Source organism: Polynucleobacter sp. (assembly GCF_040400325.1).
Lineage (GTDB): Bacteria > Pseudomonadota > Gammaproteobacteria > Burkholderiales > Burkholderiaceae > Polynucleobacter.
The window spans coordinates 1-17,449 of sequence record NZ_JBBAQK010000003.1 but is presented as its reverse complement, the minus strand read 5'-3'; the positions used below and the strand labels follow the sequence as shown (position 1 = coordinate 17,449).

Annotated in this window: 23 protein-coding genes and 1 pseudogene; 13 read left to right on the top strand and 11 right to left on the bottom strand. The window is 39.4% G+C overall.

What is annotated here, in order from left to right; all coding sequences use genetic code 11:
• Nucleotides 1-408: pseudogene (locus ABWP14_RS03790) on the top strand (class I SAM-dependent methyltransferase); the annotation flags it as partial.
• A gap of 33 nt (nucleotides 409-441) precedes the next feature.
• Nucleotides 442-1,800, top strand: coding sequence for an APC family permease (locus ABWP14_RS03785; RefSeq protein ID WP_353201654.1), 1,359 nt, complete (start codon nucleotides 442-444; stop codon nucleotides 1,798-1,800).
• 31 nt (nucleotides 1,801-1,831) lie between these two features.
• Here the strand turns inward: ABWP14_RS03785 and trxC are convergent, their stop codons facing one another.
• Nucleotides 1,832-2,251: a thioredoxin TrxC gene (gene trxC, locus ABWP14_RS03780; RefSeq protein ID WP_353201653.1), complete on the bottom strand. Its 420-nt coding sequence runs from the start codon at nucleotides 2,249-2,251 to the stop codon at nucleotides 1,832-1,834.
• 145 nt (nucleotides 2,252-2,396) lie between these two features.
• Here trxC and aptA point away from each other — a divergent pair, with 145 nt between their 5' ends.
• From aptA to ABWP14_RS03765, 3 genes are all read left to right on the top strand, one after another.
• A complete protein-coding gene (gene aptA / locus ABWP14_RS03775) occupies nucleotides 2,397-3,704 on the top strand; it encodes an omega-aminotransferase AptA (RefSeq protein ID WP_353201652.1) in 1,308 nt (435 codons plus the stop codon).
• A gap of 39 nt (nucleotides 3,705-3,743) precedes the next feature.
• Entirely contained in the window at nucleotides 3,744-4,445 is a 702-nt protein-coding gene (gene budA, locus ABWP14_RS03770) for an acetolactate decarboxylase (protein ID WP_353201651.1), read from the top strand.
• 341 nt (nucleotides 4,446-4,786) lie between these two features.
• Nucleotides 4,787-5,446, top strand: a complete 660-nt coding sequence (locus ABWP14_RS03765) for a DUF1345 domain-containing protein (RefSeq protein ID WP_353201650.1) — start codon at nucleotides 4,787-4,789, stop codon at nucleotides 5,444-5,446.
• Between the two features lie 128 nt (nucleotides 5,447-5,574).
• Here the strand turns inward: ABWP14_RS03765 and ABWP14_RS03760 are convergent, their stop codons facing one another.
• From ABWP14_RS03760 to ABWP14_RS03745, 4 genes are all read right to left on the bottom strand, one after another.
• Nucleotides 5,575-7,521, bottom strand: coding sequence for a PhoX family protein (locus ABWP14_RS03760; RefSeq protein WP_353201649.1), 1,947 nt, complete (start codon nucleotides 7,519-7,521; stop codon nucleotides 5,575-5,577).
• Nucleotides 7,522-7,823: 302 nt separating this feature from the next.
• Nucleotides 7,824-8,114, bottom strand: coding sequence for a GNAT family N-acetyltransferase (locus ABWP14_RS03755; RefSeq protein ID WP_353201796.1), 291 nt, complete (start codon nucleotides 8,112-8,114; stop codon nucleotides 7,824-7,826).
• Nucleotides 8,115-8,132: 18 nt separating this feature from the next.
• Nucleotides 8,133-8,375: a hypothetical protein gene (locus ABWP14_RS03750; protein WP_353201648.1), complete on the bottom strand. Its 243-nt coding sequence runs from the start codon at nucleotides 8,373-8,375 to the stop codon at nucleotides 8,133-8,135.
• Nucleotides 8,372-8,575: a hypothetical protein gene (locus ABWP14_RS03745; protein WP_353201647.1), complete on the bottom strand. Its 204-nt coding sequence runs from the start codon at nucleotides 8,573-8,575 to the stop codon at nucleotides 8,372-8,374. Before ABWP14_RS03745 ends, ABWP14_RS03750 begins: the two co-directional genes overlap by 4 nt.
• A gap of 144 nt (nucleotides 8,576-8,719) precedes the next feature.
• On the opposite strand from ABWP14_RS03745, the gene ABWP14_RS03740 reads away from it, so the two are divergent.
• Complete coding sequence (locus ABWP14_RS03740) at nucleotides 8,720-8,896, top strand: hypothetical protein (RefSeq protein ID WP_353201646.1); 177 nt, start codon at nucleotides 8,720-8,722, stop codon at nucleotides 8,894-8,896.
• 3 nt (nucleotides 8,897-8,899) lie between these two features.
• Here the strand turns inward: ABWP14_RS03740 and ABWP14_RS03735 are convergent, their stop codons facing one another.
• Nucleotides 8,900-9,079, bottom strand: coding sequence for a hypothetical protein (locus ABWP14_RS03735; RefSeq protein ID WP_353201645.1), 180 nt, complete (start codon nucleotides 9,077-9,079; stop codon nucleotides 8,900-8,902).
• Nucleotides 9,080-9,382: 303 nt separating this feature from the next.
• Between ABWP14_RS03735 and ABWP14_RS03730 the strand changes: the two genes are divergently transcribed.
• From ABWP14_RS03730 to ABWP14_RS03700, 7 genes are all read left to right on the top strand, one after another.
• Complete coding sequence (locus ABWP14_RS03730; RefSeq protein WP_353201644.1) at nucleotides 9,383-9,619, top strand: hypothetical protein; 237 nt, start codon at nucleotides 9,383-9,385, stop codon at nucleotides 9,617-9,619.
• A gap of 369 nt (nucleotides 9,620-9,988) precedes the next feature.
• On the top strand, nucleotides 9,989-10,333 hold the full coding sequence (locus tag ABWP14_RS03725) for an ExbD/TolR family protein (protein ID WP_502930139.1): 345 nt from the start codon (nucleotides 9,989-9,991) through the stop codon (nucleotides 10,331-10,333).
• Nucleotides 10,330-11,025, top strand: a complete 696-nt coding sequence (locus ABWP14_RS03720) for an energy transducer TonB (protein WP_353201642.1) — start codon at nucleotides 10,330-10,332, stop codon at nucleotides 11,023-11,025. Before ABWP14_RS03725 ends, ABWP14_RS03720 begins: the two co-directional genes overlap by 4 nt.
• Before the next feature lie 20 nt (nucleotides 11,026-11,045).
• The gene (locus ABWP14_RS03715) at nucleotides 11,046-13,448 is read left to right on the top strand and encodes a TonB-dependent receptor (protein ID WP_353201641.1); all 2,403 of its coding nucleotides are present in this window, start codon (nucleotides 11,046-11,048) and stop codon (nucleotides 13,446-13,448) included.
• A gap of 1 nt (nucleotide 13,449) precedes the next feature.
• Nucleotides 13,450-14,010 (top strand): MotA/TolQ/ExbB proton channel family protein, encoded by a 561-nt coding sequence (locus ABWP14_RS03710; protein ID WP_353201640.1) that lies wholly within the window; start codon nucleotides 13,450-13,452, stop codon nucleotides 14,008-14,010.
• A 32-nt stretch (nucleotides 14,011-14,042) separates the two neighbouring features.
• Complete coding sequence (locus ABWP14_RS03705; RefSeq protein ID WP_353201639.1) at nucleotides 14,043-15,236, top strand: alkaline phosphatase family protein; 1,194 nt, start codon at nucleotides 14,043-14,045, stop codon at nucleotides 15,234-15,236.
• Between the two features lie 18 nt (nucleotides 15,237-15,254).
• The gene (locus ABWP14_RS03700; RefSeq protein ID WP_353201638.1) at nucleotides 15,255-15,554 is read left to right on the top strand and encodes a hypothetical protein; all 300 of its coding nucleotides are present in this window, start codon (nucleotides 15,255-15,257) and stop codon (nucleotides 15,552-15,554) included.
• Between the two features lie 108 nt (nucleotides 15,555-15,662).
• Here the strand turns inward: ABWP14_RS03700 and ABWP14_RS03695 are convergent, their stop codons facing one another.
• From ABWP14_RS03695 to ABWP14_RS03675, 5 genes are all read right to left on the bottom strand, one after another.
• Nucleotides 15,663-15,992: a DUF5615 family PIN-like protein gene (locus tag ABWP14_RS03695; RefSeq protein ID WP_353201637.1), complete on the bottom strand. Its 330-nt coding sequence runs from the start codon at nucleotides 15,990-15,992 to the stop codon at nucleotides 15,663-15,665.
• Nucleotides 15,989-16,210 carry a DUF433 domain-containing protein gene (locus tag ABWP14_RS03690; RefSeq protein ID WP_353201636.1) on the bottom strand — a complete coding sequence of 74 codons (222 nt, stop codon included), beginning with the start codon at nucleotides 16,208-16,210 and terminating at the stop codon, nucleotides 15,989-15,991. The genes ABWP14_RS03695 and ABWP14_RS03690 overlap by 4 nt, the downstream gene beginning before the upstream one ends.
• 218 nt (nucleotides 16,211-16,428) lie before the next feature.
• On the bottom strand, nucleotides 16,429-16,659 hold the full coding sequence (locus ABWP14_RS03685) for a hypothetical protein (RefSeq protein ID WP_353201635.1): 231 nt from the start codon (nucleotides 16,657-16,659) through the stop codon (nucleotides 16,429-16,431).
• Nucleotides 16,646-16,975: a hypothetical protein gene (locus ABWP14_RS03680; RefSeq protein WP_353201634.1), complete on the bottom strand. Its 330-nt coding sequence runs from the start codon at nucleotides 16,973-16,975 to the stop codon at nucleotides 16,646-16,648. Before ABWP14_RS03680 ends, ABWP14_RS03685 begins: the two co-directional genes overlap by 14 nt.
• Entirely contained in the window at nucleotides 16,953-17,243 is a 291-nt protein-coding gene (locus ABWP14_RS03675) for a hypothetical protein (RefSeq protein ID WP_353201633.1), read from the bottom strand. Before ABWP14_RS03675 ends, ABWP14_RS03680 begins: the two co-directional genes overlap by 23 nt.
• Nucleotides 17,244-17,449 lie beyond the last annotated feature (206 nt).

Below are 17,449 nucleotides of genomic sequence, written 5' to 3'. Positions count from 1 at the left end.
TTAAGACCTACTATTCTGAAAATGAAGCCTGGGACGCGCGTGGTCTCTCATGCATTTGATATGGGTGACTGGCAGGCAGACGCAGAGATTGATAATCCTGCTAAGGGTTATTTTTGGGTTGTACCTGCCAATGTTTTTGGAGAATGGGTGCTAGATAGTTTTGACTCAAAAAGTAGCACCATATTAAATCTGTCCCAAAAGTTTCAGTACGTAGGAGGCAATATTACCTTAGGTAAGAAAACTCAGCCTATTCTCAATGCTGATCTAAAAGGTGATAAATTGCAATTTAGTTATATTGATGACATGAATAATTTGAGAACAATTCGCCTGAGCTTTAATGGATCCAATATCAAAGGTGAAGAAAACTCTAACTACATGATTCGAGAATTTTCTGGTTTTAAACGGTAAGTTTTCATCTAACAACACTCCCTTAATTAGTTTATGAATAATGACGCTCTTCAAATTCCAGGGCGCCTTTTATCTCGATTAGGCGCGATAGCAATTATTGTTGGTATTGTCATTGGAGCAGGAATCTTTAAGACGCCATCCATGGTAGCCGGTATTACTGGTGATATTGGATGGATGATGGCGATATGGGTTGCTGGCTTTATTATCTCTCTGGCTGGAGCGCTTTGTTATGCCGAGCTGGCTACTATGTATCCACATGCAGGCGGAGATTATCATTTTCTCAATAAGGCCTATGGAAAAAATATTTCTTTTTTGTATGGCTGGGCTAAAGCCACTGTTATCAATACTGGATCTATAGCCTTACTTGCCTTTGTCTTTGGTGATTACATGACGAAGGTTCTTCCTCTTGGCACTTACTCTACAGTGATATGGGCGATCATGATCATCATCGTGCTAACGGGAGTTAATTTAATTGGCATCCACTTAAGCTCTGGTATTCAAAGTGTGCTGACATTATTTGAGGTAGCAGGCTTAGTAGTGATTATTGCCGTAGGATTTGGATTCATTGGATCGCCTTTACCCTCAGTTGAGCATGCGCCAGCTTTTTCAAATGCTCCTTCTATAGGTCTTTTAGGTCTAGCCCTAGTGTTTGTTTTGCTGACTTTTGGTGGATGGAATGAGTCAGCCTATATTTCGGCAGAAGTAAAGGGGGGTAGCAAGGCCATAGTCTCAGTGATTGTCCTTAGTATTATTCTCATCACCGTTATCTATCTATTAGTTAACTGGGCTCTCATCGCTGGATTAGGGATGGATAAGCTGGCTAGTAGCAAAGCTGCTCCGGCCGATCTTCTAGCGATGGCTTTTGGGCCTTTAGGTGAAAAATTACTTGGGCTTTTTGTTGCTGTTGCAGCATTAACTAGTATCAATGCGACCATGATTGTGGGGGCCCGAACAAACTATGCAATTGGGGATGACTGGGATGGCCTGAGGTTTATGGGGCAGTGGGAGAGCAAGCGTGGTTCACCTACCTTAGCCCTGCTTGTCCAGTCTGCTATTTGTCTGGCTTTAGTTGGCTTTGGAGCTTTTCAGGCTGATGGCTTTGATGCGATGGTGGAATTTACAGCACCAGTCTTTTGGTTTTTTCTATTTTTAATTGGCATTGCTGTTTTTATATTGCGCGCTAAGGATCGTAGCGTTAAAAGAGATTTTAGTATTCCACTGTATCCAATAACGCCTCTACTATTTTGTGCGTCTTGTGCTTACTTAAGTTACTCAAGCTTTGCTTATGCTCATAGCAAGGGGGCTGTATATATTTCAATATACGTCATGTTATTGGGCGTTATCGCACTGATTTTTTTAAGAGCAAAGAGCGAACGTCAGCTGTCTCAATAATCCCTAAGCCCCGCCACCTGCAGCTTTTGATTTATTTAAATCGAGTAATAAATTGATTTAACTCTGCAGGAGATAGCGCACCAAAAAATCTCTCAACTTCAGAGCCATTTTTAAAGATGACCAAAGTTGGAATAGATCGAATGTTATATTCTTGGCCAATAGCAGGATTAGCTTCAGTATCAACTTTGACGTGAAGTATTTCTTCGCCATATTTGCCTGCACTAGAGAGAAAAGTTGGGGCAAACATTTTGCATGGACCACACCATGGTGCCCAAAAATCAACAATGATGGGTAGCGTAGTTGATTTCAGAATTTCTTGAAAATTAGTCTGATCGGCATCAAGTGGTCCCAAGAGCAAACTGGATTTACAGACGCCACAGATTGGTTTTTCGTTAATTCGACTTGGCGGCAGGCGATTCAATTTATTGCAATTGGGGCACTGAATGAGCATTAGCTTTTCCCTTTGAATTTGGCAAGATGAGTGACTTTATGAATCCATTATCTCAGTTAAGCTAGTAATCTCATGTCTCTTTTGGGGTATGCTAATGTCAATTACTACTAACAAATAATTTGAAGTATTTTTAATACTGAATGATATGAGTTCTCTAGACAGCTTTTGGATGCCATTTACCCCTAATCGAGAGTTCAAGAATGCTCCTCGTATGGTTCATTCGGCATCGGGGGTTACCTATCAGACAGATGATGGGAGAAGTATTCTAGACGGCATATCAGGATTATGGTGTGTTAGTGCAGGACATCGGCACCCGAAGATTTCAGATGCCATGAAATCTCAAATTGATGTGCTTGATTTTGCTTCCAGCTTTCAGGTTGGCCATCCTGGAGCCTTTCAATTGGCTGACCGCATTGCATCGATTGCGCCACCAGGTTTAGATAGAGTCTTTTTAGTGAATAGTGGTTCTGAGGCCTGTGATACCGCTATGAAGTTGGCTTTAGCCTATTGGCGTGTGAGTGGCCAGGGGCAGCGCAATTTATTTATTGGTCGTGAGCGCGGCTTTCATGGCGTTGGTTTTGGTGGAATATCAGTCGGAGGCATGGTGAATAACCGCAATGCTTTCGGAACATCATTATTGCGTACAGACCATTTGCGCTCTACTTGGGATGCTGAAAATCAAGCATTCATTAGAGGGCAACCAGAGCTTGGGGTAAAAATGGCGGATGAGCTCGAAAGTAGAATCATTGCTCTGCATGGGGCTAGTAATATTGCCGCTGTCATTATTGAACCTATTGCGTGCTCTACTGGAGTTTTAGTTCCACCCAAAGGGTATTTAAAGCGTATTCGAGAAATTTGCGATCGTCATCAACTCTTGTTAATTTTTGATGAAGTGATCACAGGGTTTGGTCGAACTGGAAATATGTTTGCCTCGACTACTTTTGACGTTATTCCGGATATGATTTTATTTGCTAAAACAGTCACTAATGGCGCAGCTCCCTTAGGAGGGGTCATTGTGAAGCGCTCTATGCATGATGCTCTCATGAATGGTCCTCCTCATCTAGCTGAATTGATGCACGGCTACACTTGCTCTGGACATCCTTTGTCATGCGCCGCAGCGCTTGCAATGATAGATGTTATAGAGCAAGAGAACCTCATTGATCAAGTCAATACCTTATCCCCTTATTTTGAAGATGCTGTTCATTCTTTGGCTGATCTTGATAAGGTAGTCAGTGTTCGCAATTTTGGATTAGCAGCAGGTATTGAGTTGAAGGTAAAGGACGGTGCTCCTGGCCAACGTGGTTTTCAGGCTCAGGCTCTCGCATTTAAGCATGGTGTATTAACACGTGCTCCTGGTGATACCCTGGTATTAGCGCCACCCTTTATTTCCACGCGAGGACAAATTGATCAAATGGTCGATGCATTTAGAAAAGCGATTATTGAAACAGATTAAAACCGATAAAAAGATGTGAAATTGCTTACAATCGAATACATGCCTAATTCACTATATGTTTCATCTCCCGTTAATGCATTGGTGCAAGGTATTTTGCGAGAAGATAAGACTCTTGCTCAAATCCTCACGCATGGTGATTTCGGCTTAGGTACATTTAATGATTTAGATGGAGAGATGGTGCTGGTCGATGGTATTTTTTATCAGCTCAAATCAGATGGCTCTGTAGATAAAGCTACCTTAAGCGGTTGCTCTCCATATGCCTGTGTTACCCATTTTGAGTCAAATGTGTCAATTAGTCTTCATGGCCCCTCAAGTTATGTTGATTTACAAAATACGATTTCTAAAAACATGCTTTCTCAGAACTTGATTTATGCGATTCGAGTAGAGGGCATCTTTTCAAATATTCATGCCAGATCAGTTCCTAAACAGCATTGCTATCGATCTTTGGTGGATGTAGCAGGCGATCAGGTTGAATTCAACTTCGAATCTATCGCTGGCCAACTTGTAGGCTATTGGACCCCAGATTTCATGGGATCGGTTACCGTTCCCGGATTTCATTTGCATTTTCTGAGTGAGGATAAGCTCCACGGTGGTCATCTTTTAGGTTGCACGATTGAGTCGGGAACCTTATGGTTGCAGTCTATAGATCAAATGACTCTAGACCTACCGCACTCCACAGAATATTTAGAAGCAGAGTTAATCAAAGATACTTTTTCAGCCCTCAATAAGGCGGAGCATTAATTTATTGCTGTAAAAGCAATAGCTCCTGAAGAGGCATTCAAGGGCTTCATTTTCATACTCGCGATCAACTGATTAAAAGTTGTCAAATTGTTTCAATAAAGCAATGAAGACATTTGAGGATATCTATCTGGTTTTGCATGTGGTATGCGGCTGTCTGTTTGCAGCAACTAAGAGGTCTATACCAGGCCCTAGAAATGAGTGTCAAGAAGAATGTGAACGGCTTAGCCAAGGTTTATATAGGTAAGCTCGTAAATTATTTGACCTATATCGATATGATAGGCATTCTAAGCTTAGAAATGTAATTCAAAAAGAGCTCAATTAGGATCTCGATGGAACATGAGTTGACAAAGTTTCGCTGGTTATTAATGAAGGCAAAGCCTAGGCTTTTATATGCCGTCATTGTGGGTGCTATTACATTCTTGCTTCTTGAAGGCCATTATTTCTCAACTCGTTTTTTGATGGCTTGGAGCGCAGCCTCAGCAACATATCTAATCTTAGTATTTTTTATGATGTCGTATTTCAATAGAAAAAAAATATCTCATTTGAGTGCACATGAAGACGACGGACAAGTACTTATCTATATTATTTCTATATTAGCAAGTGTAGTAAGTTTGGCAGCTATTTTTATTCATGTGGGAGCTACAAATGAAATCCCATTAAAAGAGCGAGTACTTGGGATATTAATGACGGGAGTAACTTTTTCTCTTTCATGGATGGTTTTACACACAGCATATGCTTTACATTACGCTCATGTTTATTATGCTAATTTAAAAGAGGGTTCGGCCTTTACGCCCTTAATCTTTGTGGGTAATAAATACCCAGCTTATTCTGACTTTTTTCATTTCTCATTGGTTATTGGTATGACTTTTCAGACTGCAGATATTATTATCGTTGAGCCAAAAATTAGAAACTTAGTGACGGTACATAGTCTTTTATCTTTTATTTTTAATGTGACCCTCTTGGGCCTAACTATGGGTTTGGTAGGCGGGCTTTTATCCTAAAAATACCAACAAGCATTACTAATAATGGTTTCATTTGACTGAGAAAAGTAGTTCTATCACTTGTTCTGAACTCATAAATTTTTTTCTAGCGAGCAACGAATTAAAAAATTTTATATGCAGAAGACCTTTTAATTCATTTTTATTCCCATAGGAATGGCTGTGATGTAGCCGACTGCAGCACTAAAGCGATCATTGTAATTTTTCTTGATCAGTGGATCGAGAGTAGGCTTGACAGTGTTGTGAAGCTTTCCTAGCCAGTCGCCTGGGTGTTGAATATTTGCCGTGATATACATCCAGCCATTAAGATCGTCTACTACTCCGAGTCCAGTTGCTTCAGCGCCGGATGGCATTGAGGCTATGCGACTGAGTTTCTTGGTATCAACGTTATAGGCCCAAATAAAGTTATTCACATGAGTACCACTGTCTTCGCCAATAAATAGTGTTCTGAGCTTTTCAGAAAACTTTAAGTTGTCTGGATTAGAGATCATATTGGGATTGGCTAGATTGCCTAATGCATCTGGCTCAATATCCTCCCCAACGATTAGGGCTGAGATCGAGGAAGGTACCCATTCGCTATTTAAGGCATTACTGAATTGATCTTTCTGGTTACCCTCAAGTTTGCTGGTCATGATGCCGCCAGCAATTAATGGCTTGGCTACCTCAATATTACTTTGTGCATTCCAACCTTTACCACTTCTAATCATTGAGTCTTGAATATTTTGTAAGGCAAAGTAGGCAACCTTATCTTTGGTATTAGCAGTTGTACCTTCCATTTTGCTAAAACCCATGCTACCACCCATCAAATAGGCATAACGGTGTGTTTCCAGAAATGCAGCTGCTTTTTCCATACCTGGATTCAGCTTTACCCAATTGGCTACCCCATCGTAGAAAATCTTAGTGAATGAAGGATCGTTTGGATCTGCCTTTAAAACTGTCATGATGTCAGATGGCTTTAAGGAATGAGCTAATTTTTTTATTTCGTCGCTGGTGGCGTGACCTAGCTTGAGCCAACTCAGTTTTGCACCTGCATCTTTAGGATCTATTGAAAAACCTTCGCCTAATTTTGCTACATATAAAGTACCCGAGGAGAGATCCTCTGCTTTATCGGCAATAAAGAGAAACATAGCGCTATTGGTGTAGTCATCACCCATTAATACAGTTCTTCTATCGGGCATCACTTCAATGAGCTCATGTGAAATTCTACCTAGACAGTAGTGTTTTACTAGAGTCCCCGTACCATTGGCATTAACCGTGACTTCAGGAAGATATCCATAGTTATAGGGATTAGCGCTAGTTTCATTGCCATAAAGATTTTTACTAAAACTCTTAAACCTTCGATTTTCATGTGCAAATGGAGCGTCTGGTTCATACTCTTCACTAGATAGGTGAGTATTCCAGGGGGATAAGCTAGAGCCGCATGTAATCCATAGTCCTTGAGTATTAGAGCTATTTACCGGAGAGTATTTGACCAAGGAAAGCTTTCCATTCTTGGGATTTTGATTTAATGTCAGCACTGCAATTTGCGAGGGCAGTTGTGCATACATTTTTTCACCACCTTGATTGGTGTTGGTGTATTCAAACTGAACGACTGCAAAAACAGTATTACCTGATACACCCTTTACATTCGACTTAGTCAGTTTTAGTAAAGACATTCCATCTGGGCAATCGGAGAAGAACTGTCTTTCTTTTCCAAGTACTGACGTATCCATAATTGGTCTGTTGTGAATATCAACATAGCCGCCAGCCAAAACTTTTCCGCCATTGCCATCGGGAACCATATCGCCTGTCATAAAAAATGGCTCGTAAGCTAACTTATAAGTTTTCTTGAGGTTATTTTGACTTGTGATTTCTAATAAGGATCCAACGGTAGTCGTTGCCATAGCCTCTGGATTCATTAAGGATGGTGCATCCATTGGGATAAATTCAGCAGATTTAAAAGGACTGTTAACTTGGGCAGCTAATAAAGATTTGGAACTAAATAAGGCTGCTATGCCAGTTCCACCAATAGGAAGTAGCGGGGCGCCCACAATCGTTTTGATGAAGGAGCGACGCTGATGCACGGAGATATTTTTCATAATGGATATGTCTCTAATAAATAGGTTAAAAAATTTTGTAGGAGCAATATGACAAAATGATTAATCTACCTATCCAACGAAAAAGCCCCTGAATATGCATTTTAGGGCTTAATTTTTGGTAGGTCAGGCTAGATTGACTGCGTCGAAACTTCGTTTTCGAACTCGCGACCAACAGATTAAAAGTCCGCTACTCTTATGTGAATATGTTCCTACTTAGTTATCAAATAGGATCTCATGGGGCAAGAAGGGTTGACATGTGAGTCAAGTGGCGTCGACGCCAATTGGTCGGATAAACGGATAAATTATTGATGGCTGTATTGGTAAGGAATAAGCTTAGCAAGTAGGTTGTACTGTGTTGTCAGCTGCTCTTTAAAAAAAGTGAGTGGAGTGGGTGGAGGTAAGACAAGATCAGCCTCTGAATCACCCATCATATTTCTGACTTTATGATCGTGTTTTTGGCAAAGCCGTTTTATGGCGCTATTGCGTTCAATGCAGTGCATATATAGGTCAGTGTAAAAACGATTACGAGCCCATGTAATAGCTTGATCCATCATTATGTTTGCTATTCCTTGCCTACGATGAAGTAACGCTATGATGACGCCAAATTCAACTTATTGTGTGTGAGTAGCAATATGAATTGTGCCGGCCCATTGACCATCCACCCTCGCAATTAAGAAGTGGTGCTTTTTAGGATTGCAAATAAACTGCTGAACTAGTGAGTCAATTACTTTTTCACCAGTCACGTACCCAAAGTAGTCATAGAGAGTTTCTAGATCTTGGTTTTTTAACCAAGATCCGTATTCTGAAAACTGGTCCCGCGGTAGAAACTCAGTCGTCAGCATAATCTTATTCAATATGACGATATATGACGATGTTTGTTATAAAAATTTGCTCGCTCTAGTCTTGCCTCGCTCCAAGCATCGTAAAGATTCAATACTGAATCTTTAATTAGTTTTACGGTTTGCAAAACGTTAGCAGTGGTAGGCTTCTCTACATTCTTGCTTTTACTGCGCTTATCAAAAATAAAACTGAAGAGACTCAATAATTGTGTCATTTAAGACTCCTTTATCTAAATATATTAGGGTTAATACTTAGTTATAATACTGTCTCTTTAAGTATGTTGCGTGACAGCAAAATAGTTTCATCAAGGTAATGAGCTAGAATTAAATCCGCTATTTCTTTACGAAAGGCAGTCAAGATGGACGCTTTAGAACAAATATTAATTAAGTTAAAGCATGCAGAATCTATAGACTTAAAAGCCTTGAAGGCTTTAAAGGCAAAAGATCTTGAAGCGCTTACTGAAGAAATTAAATACTGGTGCCTCTACGGCAATGGAAAGCCTGAAAAGTTAGGCAAGCAGCACCGCAAGTATTGAAACTTAGCTTTCCAAGTCTTCACTTCCATCATCTATCCGATACTCCAGCTTGATTTTTTTGATAACTGGATTCATAGCAGAGTTATGCTCTTCCAGGAATTGATCAGTTAAATTGCAATAGCCATAAAATGGTATTGGCTCTTTCTCAACTTTCTCGCGATCTTCACTGGTAAACGTTGTCATCTTAGTCCTCCTAAAGGGTAATTAAATGATGGTTACCTATGGGCTGCTAGAACAAACTGATCAAAAATAGTAACAATCAAACTTATTCTTCATCTCCCATAAGTAGTGGTTATTTTGGTGATTAAATATGACATGCACACCATTAATTGAAATATTTACGAATATATTTTAAGAGGTGAAATTGTCATATTTGAAGTCGAAATATCAAGCCCATATATGACAATTTTTTCCTAGATTCATAAACGTGTCATATCAAAAGCGGAACATCTATCCATATTCAATATCTTTTTGAAGGGAGAGGCTGTGCTAGAGCAAAACACTAATGACAAGGTTATTGATTTCAGAAGGATGGCAGCAGAATATTATCAAAAGGCTGCCTGGAATCAATTGCTAGCTTTAGATAATTATCGAGAAAGAAATTTTCAAGTTGCTGAACGTTTTGCTCAGCTATCTTTTGATGATCAAATGCATGCTAATGAATATGCAGAGCTAGCAGATGCAGAGTCTAGTTTAATGCTTGAGGTAGAACTAGAGGAATAGCATAGTGTTTTGTTATCGTGCTAGCCGGGCACAAAAGAAAAGGGACCACATTGCTGTGATCTCGTTGCTTAAATAGTAGGTCGGGCGAGATTGACTGTGTCGAAACTTCGTTTTCGAACTCGCGACCAACGGATTAAAAGGTAGTCATTAGCTTTTAATTAATTAAACTTTCATAAATTGTCGGCTCGAAAAAAAAGATAGCAATAAAGTGTGTAATGGCTTACTTATACTTGTGTTTCTACTGAATATAATATTTCTGTAATATTTCTGTAATCAAAATTTAATAATTATTTGAAATAATTACTGGTGAAATTTTCCCATCAACCGAGAAAAAAAAGTCGCATTGAATTGATCCCAATGATCGACCTAATGATGTTTTTACTCGCCTTCTTTGTCTTAATTAGTATTAACGTTATTCCGTCCTTAGGTCACAAAACGGTCTTGCCGTCGTCTTCCTCAGCTGACAATCAAAAACCACGCAAACAAGTCATCGTTTCAATATCGGAAGATAACTTAATTCAATTAGACGGTTTTTTAGTACAAAACCTCAATGAATTATTGCGTTCATTAATTGAAAAAAGGCAAACTGAGGAAAATATATCGGTCCTCATTAAAGGGGATCAAGTGACTACCTTGCAGACTTTGGTCGATGTGATGGATTCGGTCAAAAAGTCTGGTATAGACACGGTAACTATCGCTACGAGAAAAAAATGATTCTCCAAGAGCGACATTGGTCGATTATTTATTACTACCGCGAACAAATATCGTATTTGTTCCCTCTATTAATATGTTTAATCAGTTGGCTAGTTCTTAACCAGCTAAATAAAGTAAGTGATTTGACTTCGCAACCAGAGTTTGTCGCTTATTTATCAAATGATCCGATTGTGAGTAGTAATCCTATACAAGAAAAGCGGGAAAAATTAACGATTCCATCAAAGCCAGATATACAGAAATTTGAAGAGAAATCAAAATCTCAATCAGATTCAAAATCAAAATCCACGTCCGTTGAAAATATTACAACAAGCTCTAATACTGCAGTTCAATCAAATCTACAAGAGAGTAGTGAAAAATCTAGCGAAGCTAACCAAACTACAAGTGCTTCAGCAGCTGGAGTCAGATATGAAGGTTTAGTTCTAGCAGCGCTAGAAAAAACTAAACGTTACCCCACAAGCCGTGAAGCCAGAGAGAGTCGACCCGAAGGCGTGGTACGTATTTGGCTGACATTAGATCGGTCAGGAAATTTATTGGATTGCGGCTTACTGAATAGCTCGGGGTCCAATTTATTGGATAACGAAGCAATTAGAACTGCCAAAAGAGCAACTTATCCAGCATTTCCAAATTCTATTTATTCAGGTGAGAACTCACATCGTTTTACAACAAGTTTGAGATTTTCAATTAATAGCTAATTTATTTACAAGGGACTTTTATGAAATATTCACATGACATTAAACTCAAGGTATCGACTCTTGCAATCGCTATGGCAAGTGTTGGCCTCTTATCTAACCCAGCTTACTCCCAGCAAACTACCGATGTAGGGCAGGTCGTTATTGCTGGAGAGGGCGATAAACTGGGTACAGGCCTCATGATTGCTGATGATGGGTTTTATCAAAAAAGTACTGTTACAAAAACAGCAATTGATAAATTACTCCCATCAGCAAGCGTAGCCGAAATTTTGCGACTTGAGCCTAGCGTAAATTCATACAGTACAGACCCGACAGGTCTGTTTGGAGGTAATATTCGCGTTCGTGGATTTAATAGCGATCAAATAGGTTTCACCATTAATGGCGCCCCTGTGAATGATTCTGGTAACTTTGCTATTTATCCGCAAGAGTATATAGATAGCGAAAACCTTTGCGAGGTTTATGTACGACAAGGATCGGCAGATATTGAATCCCCGCATATTGGTGCTTCTGGTGGAAATATTGGTATGGTGTCTTGTGCCCCGAAAGATAGCTACGGTGGAAAAATAGCTCAATCTGTTGGTCAATATGGCTTTTCCCGTACTTTTATCAGAATGGATAGTGGGTATATGGGAGAAAGTAGCCCATTTAAGTTTTATTTATCCGCCTCTTATTCTCAAGTAGATCAATTTATAGGATCTGGAGAAGCTAAACGTGATCATATTGAAACAGGCTGGGAGTGGAAAATTTCACCAGACACCAATTTTAGCGGAAGCATTCTATTTAATCGCGCAGTTAATAATAACTTTGCTACCGTTACAAAGGCTCAATACAACAATAATCCGAGTATGACCTATACCGACCGGATACCACAGCATAATGTGGGCGGTTCGGATGCAGTAAACTTTTCGACTGCATCAACTTCGACAAGTTTAGGTAATACTTATTATGGATATTCACTAAATCCATTTGACAATGCTCTTGCAACTGCCAAATTGCAGACTCGAGCTACTGACAAGTTAACATTAGTTGCTGTGCCTTATTATTGGTATGGCTATGGTACTGGGGGTATTCAGCAAAGGACTTTGACAACATCCAGCTCATTTAATGGTGCGCTTAATAATGGTGGAATTAGTAATCCTTATTTAAACTCCTCTTCAGTAGTTGGTGTTTATAGTAGCTCTGTTACTAAGACTAATCGTCCTGGTATAACCGTTCGTGCCGATTATGATTTTGAGGATAATAAAGCATCGATTGGATATTGGGTAGAGCGAGCTTCTCATCAACAAACGCAGCCTGCTACCACGGTCACCAACCAAGGAGATATCTCCAGCGTCTGGTTAACAAGTGGTCTAACTAATTACAATAATGGCTCAATTTATCAAGGTCGAAACTGGCTCACAACTACGACCTCTAGCTCATTATTTGCTCAAAATACTTGGACGGTAAATAAGGAGCTAGATATCAATTTTGGCGTACGTAGTTTAATGATTAATCGAAATTTAGATAACACTGCGAACAATGGTACTGGCGGCGGTGCCAACTACTCAGCAAGTGCAAGTTACAGTAAAGTTTTGCCAAGTTTAGCTGCGCGCTACAGATTTAACGAAAATTATCAGGCTTATGCAGCCTTTTCACAAAATATGAGGGCGCCTTCTAATACTGTTTTAACTGGTTGGGTTTCAAACGTCACTTATACCAACGGTATCGCTAGTCGTTACTCTCTAAATCCTAATAATTCTGTCGTGGCAGAAACTTCAACAACGTATGAGGGTGGATTGCGCTATTTCGGGAACTATTTTGATTCCTCACTGGCATTATTTTCAACTAATCTTAACAACAGAATTGCCACAGCCTATAACCCAAATACTTTAACTGTTACTGACTACAATGTAGGAACATCTCAAGTGAATGGTATTGAATTTCAGGCAGGGTCTAAACCCATAAAGGGTTGGAGTGGCTTTGTATCTGGTAGTTTAACTAACAGTACTATACAGGGTAACTATACAACCCAAACTATTACTGGACAGACTACAACTCTAGCGACTGCTGGCAAGGCCTTTCCAGATACTCCTAAATATATGTTTGGCGCTTCAGGACAATATACTTACGGTCCATATTTAATCGGCTTGAATGCTAAATATACTGGTATGGTTTATACAACTTTGGTCAATGATGAGTCTTTGAATCCTTACACAGTAGTCAATTTAAATGCTGCTTATCAATTTGAGCCAACTAGCTTCTTAAAGACACCTACCATTAAACTGAATATTGGTAACCTATTGAATGCAAAATATTTGGTAGCGAACAGTGGTAGCGGTTCAAGTATTACACCCACAACCAATGCAAGTATCAGAGGTGGTGGATCACCCCTTTACTTTCGTGGAGCATATCAATTTGTCGGCGTAACCATCTCATCAGATTTTTAATATGACTGAAATTATTCACCAGGTAATATTTTTGATGATGGTAGTGATGTCTGTTGTTACGTTAGTCATTGGAATTGAGCGTTTTATCTTTTCATTCGTGAATTTTCGACGTGCATCAGCCATCATCAAAGCGGGTGTATTTGATGTCTCAAGAGATAAAAATGATTCTGACCAAGATCTGATTGCTAATAGTCTTAAAAAAATCATCGATTTAAACTCAACAAGTCCTAATAAACTTGAAGATTTTGTAGAGGCGGTGTATTTGGAGCTAAGGGAGAAGTTATTCAATAGGATTTGGATCTTAGATACAGTCGTTACTGCTGCCCCTTTGCTTGGCCTGTTGGGTACTATTTTTGGAATAGTTGAAACATTCTTAGCTCTATCTGTATCGGGTAATTCTGACCCAGCTGCCATTAGTTCTGGTATAGCTACCGCATTGTATGCTACAGCTTTTGGTATTTCGATTGCCTTGGTGGGTTTAATAATCTTTAATTATTTAACCGATCGCAATGAAAAAATTTGCGAATACTTCAAAATTTTAGTTCTAAAGCACATCACTTGAGTCTCACATTTATTTTCAATCGATTTAGAAGTTTGAGCCTGTTATTAATATTAAGTTTTACTTGCATAGTACAGGCACAACAGCAGCCAGTTAAGCCACTGATTCTATTAATCAGTATTGATGGGTTTCGTGCAGATTATATTCATCGTGGTTTTTCTCATGGTCTACTAAATTTGGCGCAACATGGAGCACATGCAAAAGGTTTAATTTCTTCTTTTCCATCCGTAACATTTCCAAATCACTACAGTATGGTGACTGGAAAATATCCTGATCATCATGGTATTGTAAATAATTGGATGATTGATCCACTATTACCGCAACAAACATTTAAACTTTCTGCAAAAGAGGCTGTTTCCAATCCATTCTGGTGGAGCGATGCTGAGCCAATATGGGTCAGCCTTTCTCGCCAAGGAAAGATTTCATCAACTTTATTTTGGCCAGGAACGGAAGCAAAAATAAGCGGGATTCAGCCACGGGATTGGCTGGTATATGACGATCGACTAAGCTCTAGCCAAAGGGTTGAAAAACTTTTGAATTGGCTAAGTCGACCAGATAATGACCGTGCAGACTTTGCAACCCTCTATTTTTCTGAGGTAGATCATTTTGGCCATGAATACGGACCAGATAGTGAGGAAGTCAATAAGGCGATTGCACGTATTGATAATGCAATTGGTCAATTGATAGCAGGATTGAATGATTTGCAATTACTACAATTAACTACCTTGATTATTGTTTCAGATCATGGAATGACATCTTTGAGTGATCAGCGTGTCATTTTATTGGATCAGTTAATGAAAAATTTTCCGAATATAGAGCCTCAATGGATTGGTCCAGTTGCAGGATTAGACTATAAAAATGAAGATCCTCAAAAAGTTTTGCAAAGTTTAGAAGAAATTAATCATATGAAATGCTGGCCTAAAGATAAAATTCCTGCTAAATATCACTTGGGTTCACATCGCAGGGTGCCGAAAATAGTTTGTTTAGCAGAGCTTGGTTGGACGATATCCTTTAAACCTCAAGCAAAGATAATGAAAGGGAATCATGGCTTTGATCCCGAAGAAAAGGATATGCACGGTCTTTTTATTGTTTCTGGAAAAAATATACAACAGACAGAATTAAACTTGGTCCCTAATATTGATATTTATCCTTTATTAGCTAGAATGTTAGAAATTATTCCCGTATCAAATGACGCTAATGATGGCTTATTTGATCAAATTATTTATTGACTACTACTGGTTTGAACTATGCCCTATCAAAAAACTATCTTATGTATTTTTGCTTGTATTCTGAGCGCCTGCTCTACTCCATCAGGAGTTTGGGTTAAAGACAATATGCCAACTCTTGAATCTGATCAGGATAAATATACGTGTCTAAAAGATTCACAACAGCCGTATGGGTATGTAGATGGAAATTTTGGAGGAGGCGGCTGGGGCTGGGGCTGGGGCGGAATGAGTAATGGATATTCTGGCGTACGGACCAATCATGAGCTCTATACAGCCTGTATGAAGGCTAAAGGATATCAATGGCAGCCAGATATCAAATAAAATCAACTGATGGTGTGTTGGGAAGGGATTGATTACATCGAAATTTTGTTTTCGAACTCGTGACCAACGGATTAAAAGTCCGCTGCTCTAATATAAATATGTTGCTACTTAGTTATCAAACGGGATATTGACTTCGATAAAGCTATTGTCTGCAGACTGATTAACTGCCGTAATGATTTTAGAAGTATTAGATTTTATTCTTGGCCAACTAGTGGTGCTAAGTACCACTATGGCAATTTTTCTTTGGATGAGATTTTGTTGATAGCGAAGATTGGTATCGGTTGTAATAAAAACCTCAAAACTATTTGTTTCCGCCATACTTAAAAGTTCCCCATTTTTCAGAGTTGACCAACCTAATTCATAAGCAGTCGAGACATCATGATTCAGTAAAAAATCTCTTAAGGGCGCAGGTGTTCCCTGATCAAATAATATTTTCACGCAGCAGTAAGTGAATTCTTGGCTGCAAAATCCAAAACAGCACGTGCTTGCTCTAATTTAATACCTGGGAAGATTTCAATAAATTCTTTGATCGTAATTCCATCTTCTAAATTTTCAAAAAGGGCAGCGATAGGTACTCTAGATCCGCAAAATACCAAAGCTCCGCTAACACGCTCCGGGGCGCTTTCTACGGCAGGACAATTTGACCAATTAATCATACTTAGATATTAGCATTTTGATGTTTTAAAGTCATTACCTCAAAGCACCCCTGTGAGGTAGTGGTTTTATGCGCCTTGAGACAGGTTATGAGATCAATGGTGCTGAAGTCTGCCCCTCTAAATTCCTCGGTTGCTCTAATGAAAAAGCCCCTGAATATGCATTCAAGGGCTTTATTTTTGGTGGGTTGGGCGAGATTCGAACTCGCGACCAACGGTACTTAGGCGCTAAGTTGGCGCTGTTTAATCAGCTCAGCAGCTGTGATCCGAACAATCTTGCCATCAACAGTAGTTACGATTGCTGTATTAGTTTGGATTGCCAAGTCAATTGCTGCTTGACCAGCGCGTTGCATAGCGTAGTAGGAACCAGCGATATCGGGATCTGAGGAATTGCGTATATCTTTGCTTGGGGTGGCCGCAGAGCGCTCCTTTAGAGGATTATTTTTTTCCATAAGCCGCATCATGATCTGGTTCAATCAATAAGACCCTCAAAAAGTGACCTTCTCTAAAGCCAATCCCACGAATCGACTTACTCACTCTAAACGAATAAAGTACTTCAATCCCTTTGGGCGCTTGAATACTATGAATCTTTTCCCATTTCAAACCCTTGTCACGATAGACTTGGTTCCAAGTTAATTGCGTGATTTTTTCAAAAGTAGCAATTGCTTTTTCTTGTTCAATGAGCTCAAGGTTATTCCAAGTGGATTGAAAGGTTGGGCTATTTAGATCCAGTTCAACTAATAACTCAGGCTTTACGTTTCGCGCCATGAGTCTTGGCCATTTTTAATTTAGAGAGATCGGTTGCTTTTGCAGGTGTTTTTTGTGCCCAAGCTAAGGCAGCGGTTAAATTCTTTTTAACCGCAGGTGTATGTATCCATTTTTCATTATCTGGAACAACAGTAGCAGTACGAATAACCCAAACACCAGGCTCTGGATTTTCAACTAAAACCTGACGACCTGCATGCTCTTTACCAAGTGAGATCTGCCCACTGGATCCAATGGATTTAATAACCTGATGATCTATGACTGCGCCCATGGTATTCTCCTATATTCATGCTGCATGAATGCATTATAGCATGAATTTGATAAAATAATACTGATTAGAAAGAAGACTCGAGGGTTGAATTGGGAGGCAGATAGACGTTGTATTTGCTGGTGAAAAAGCCCCTGAATATAGATTCAAGGGCTTTGTATGACTCGACACATAGTTAACACTTTATACCGGACACATACTTTACAGTT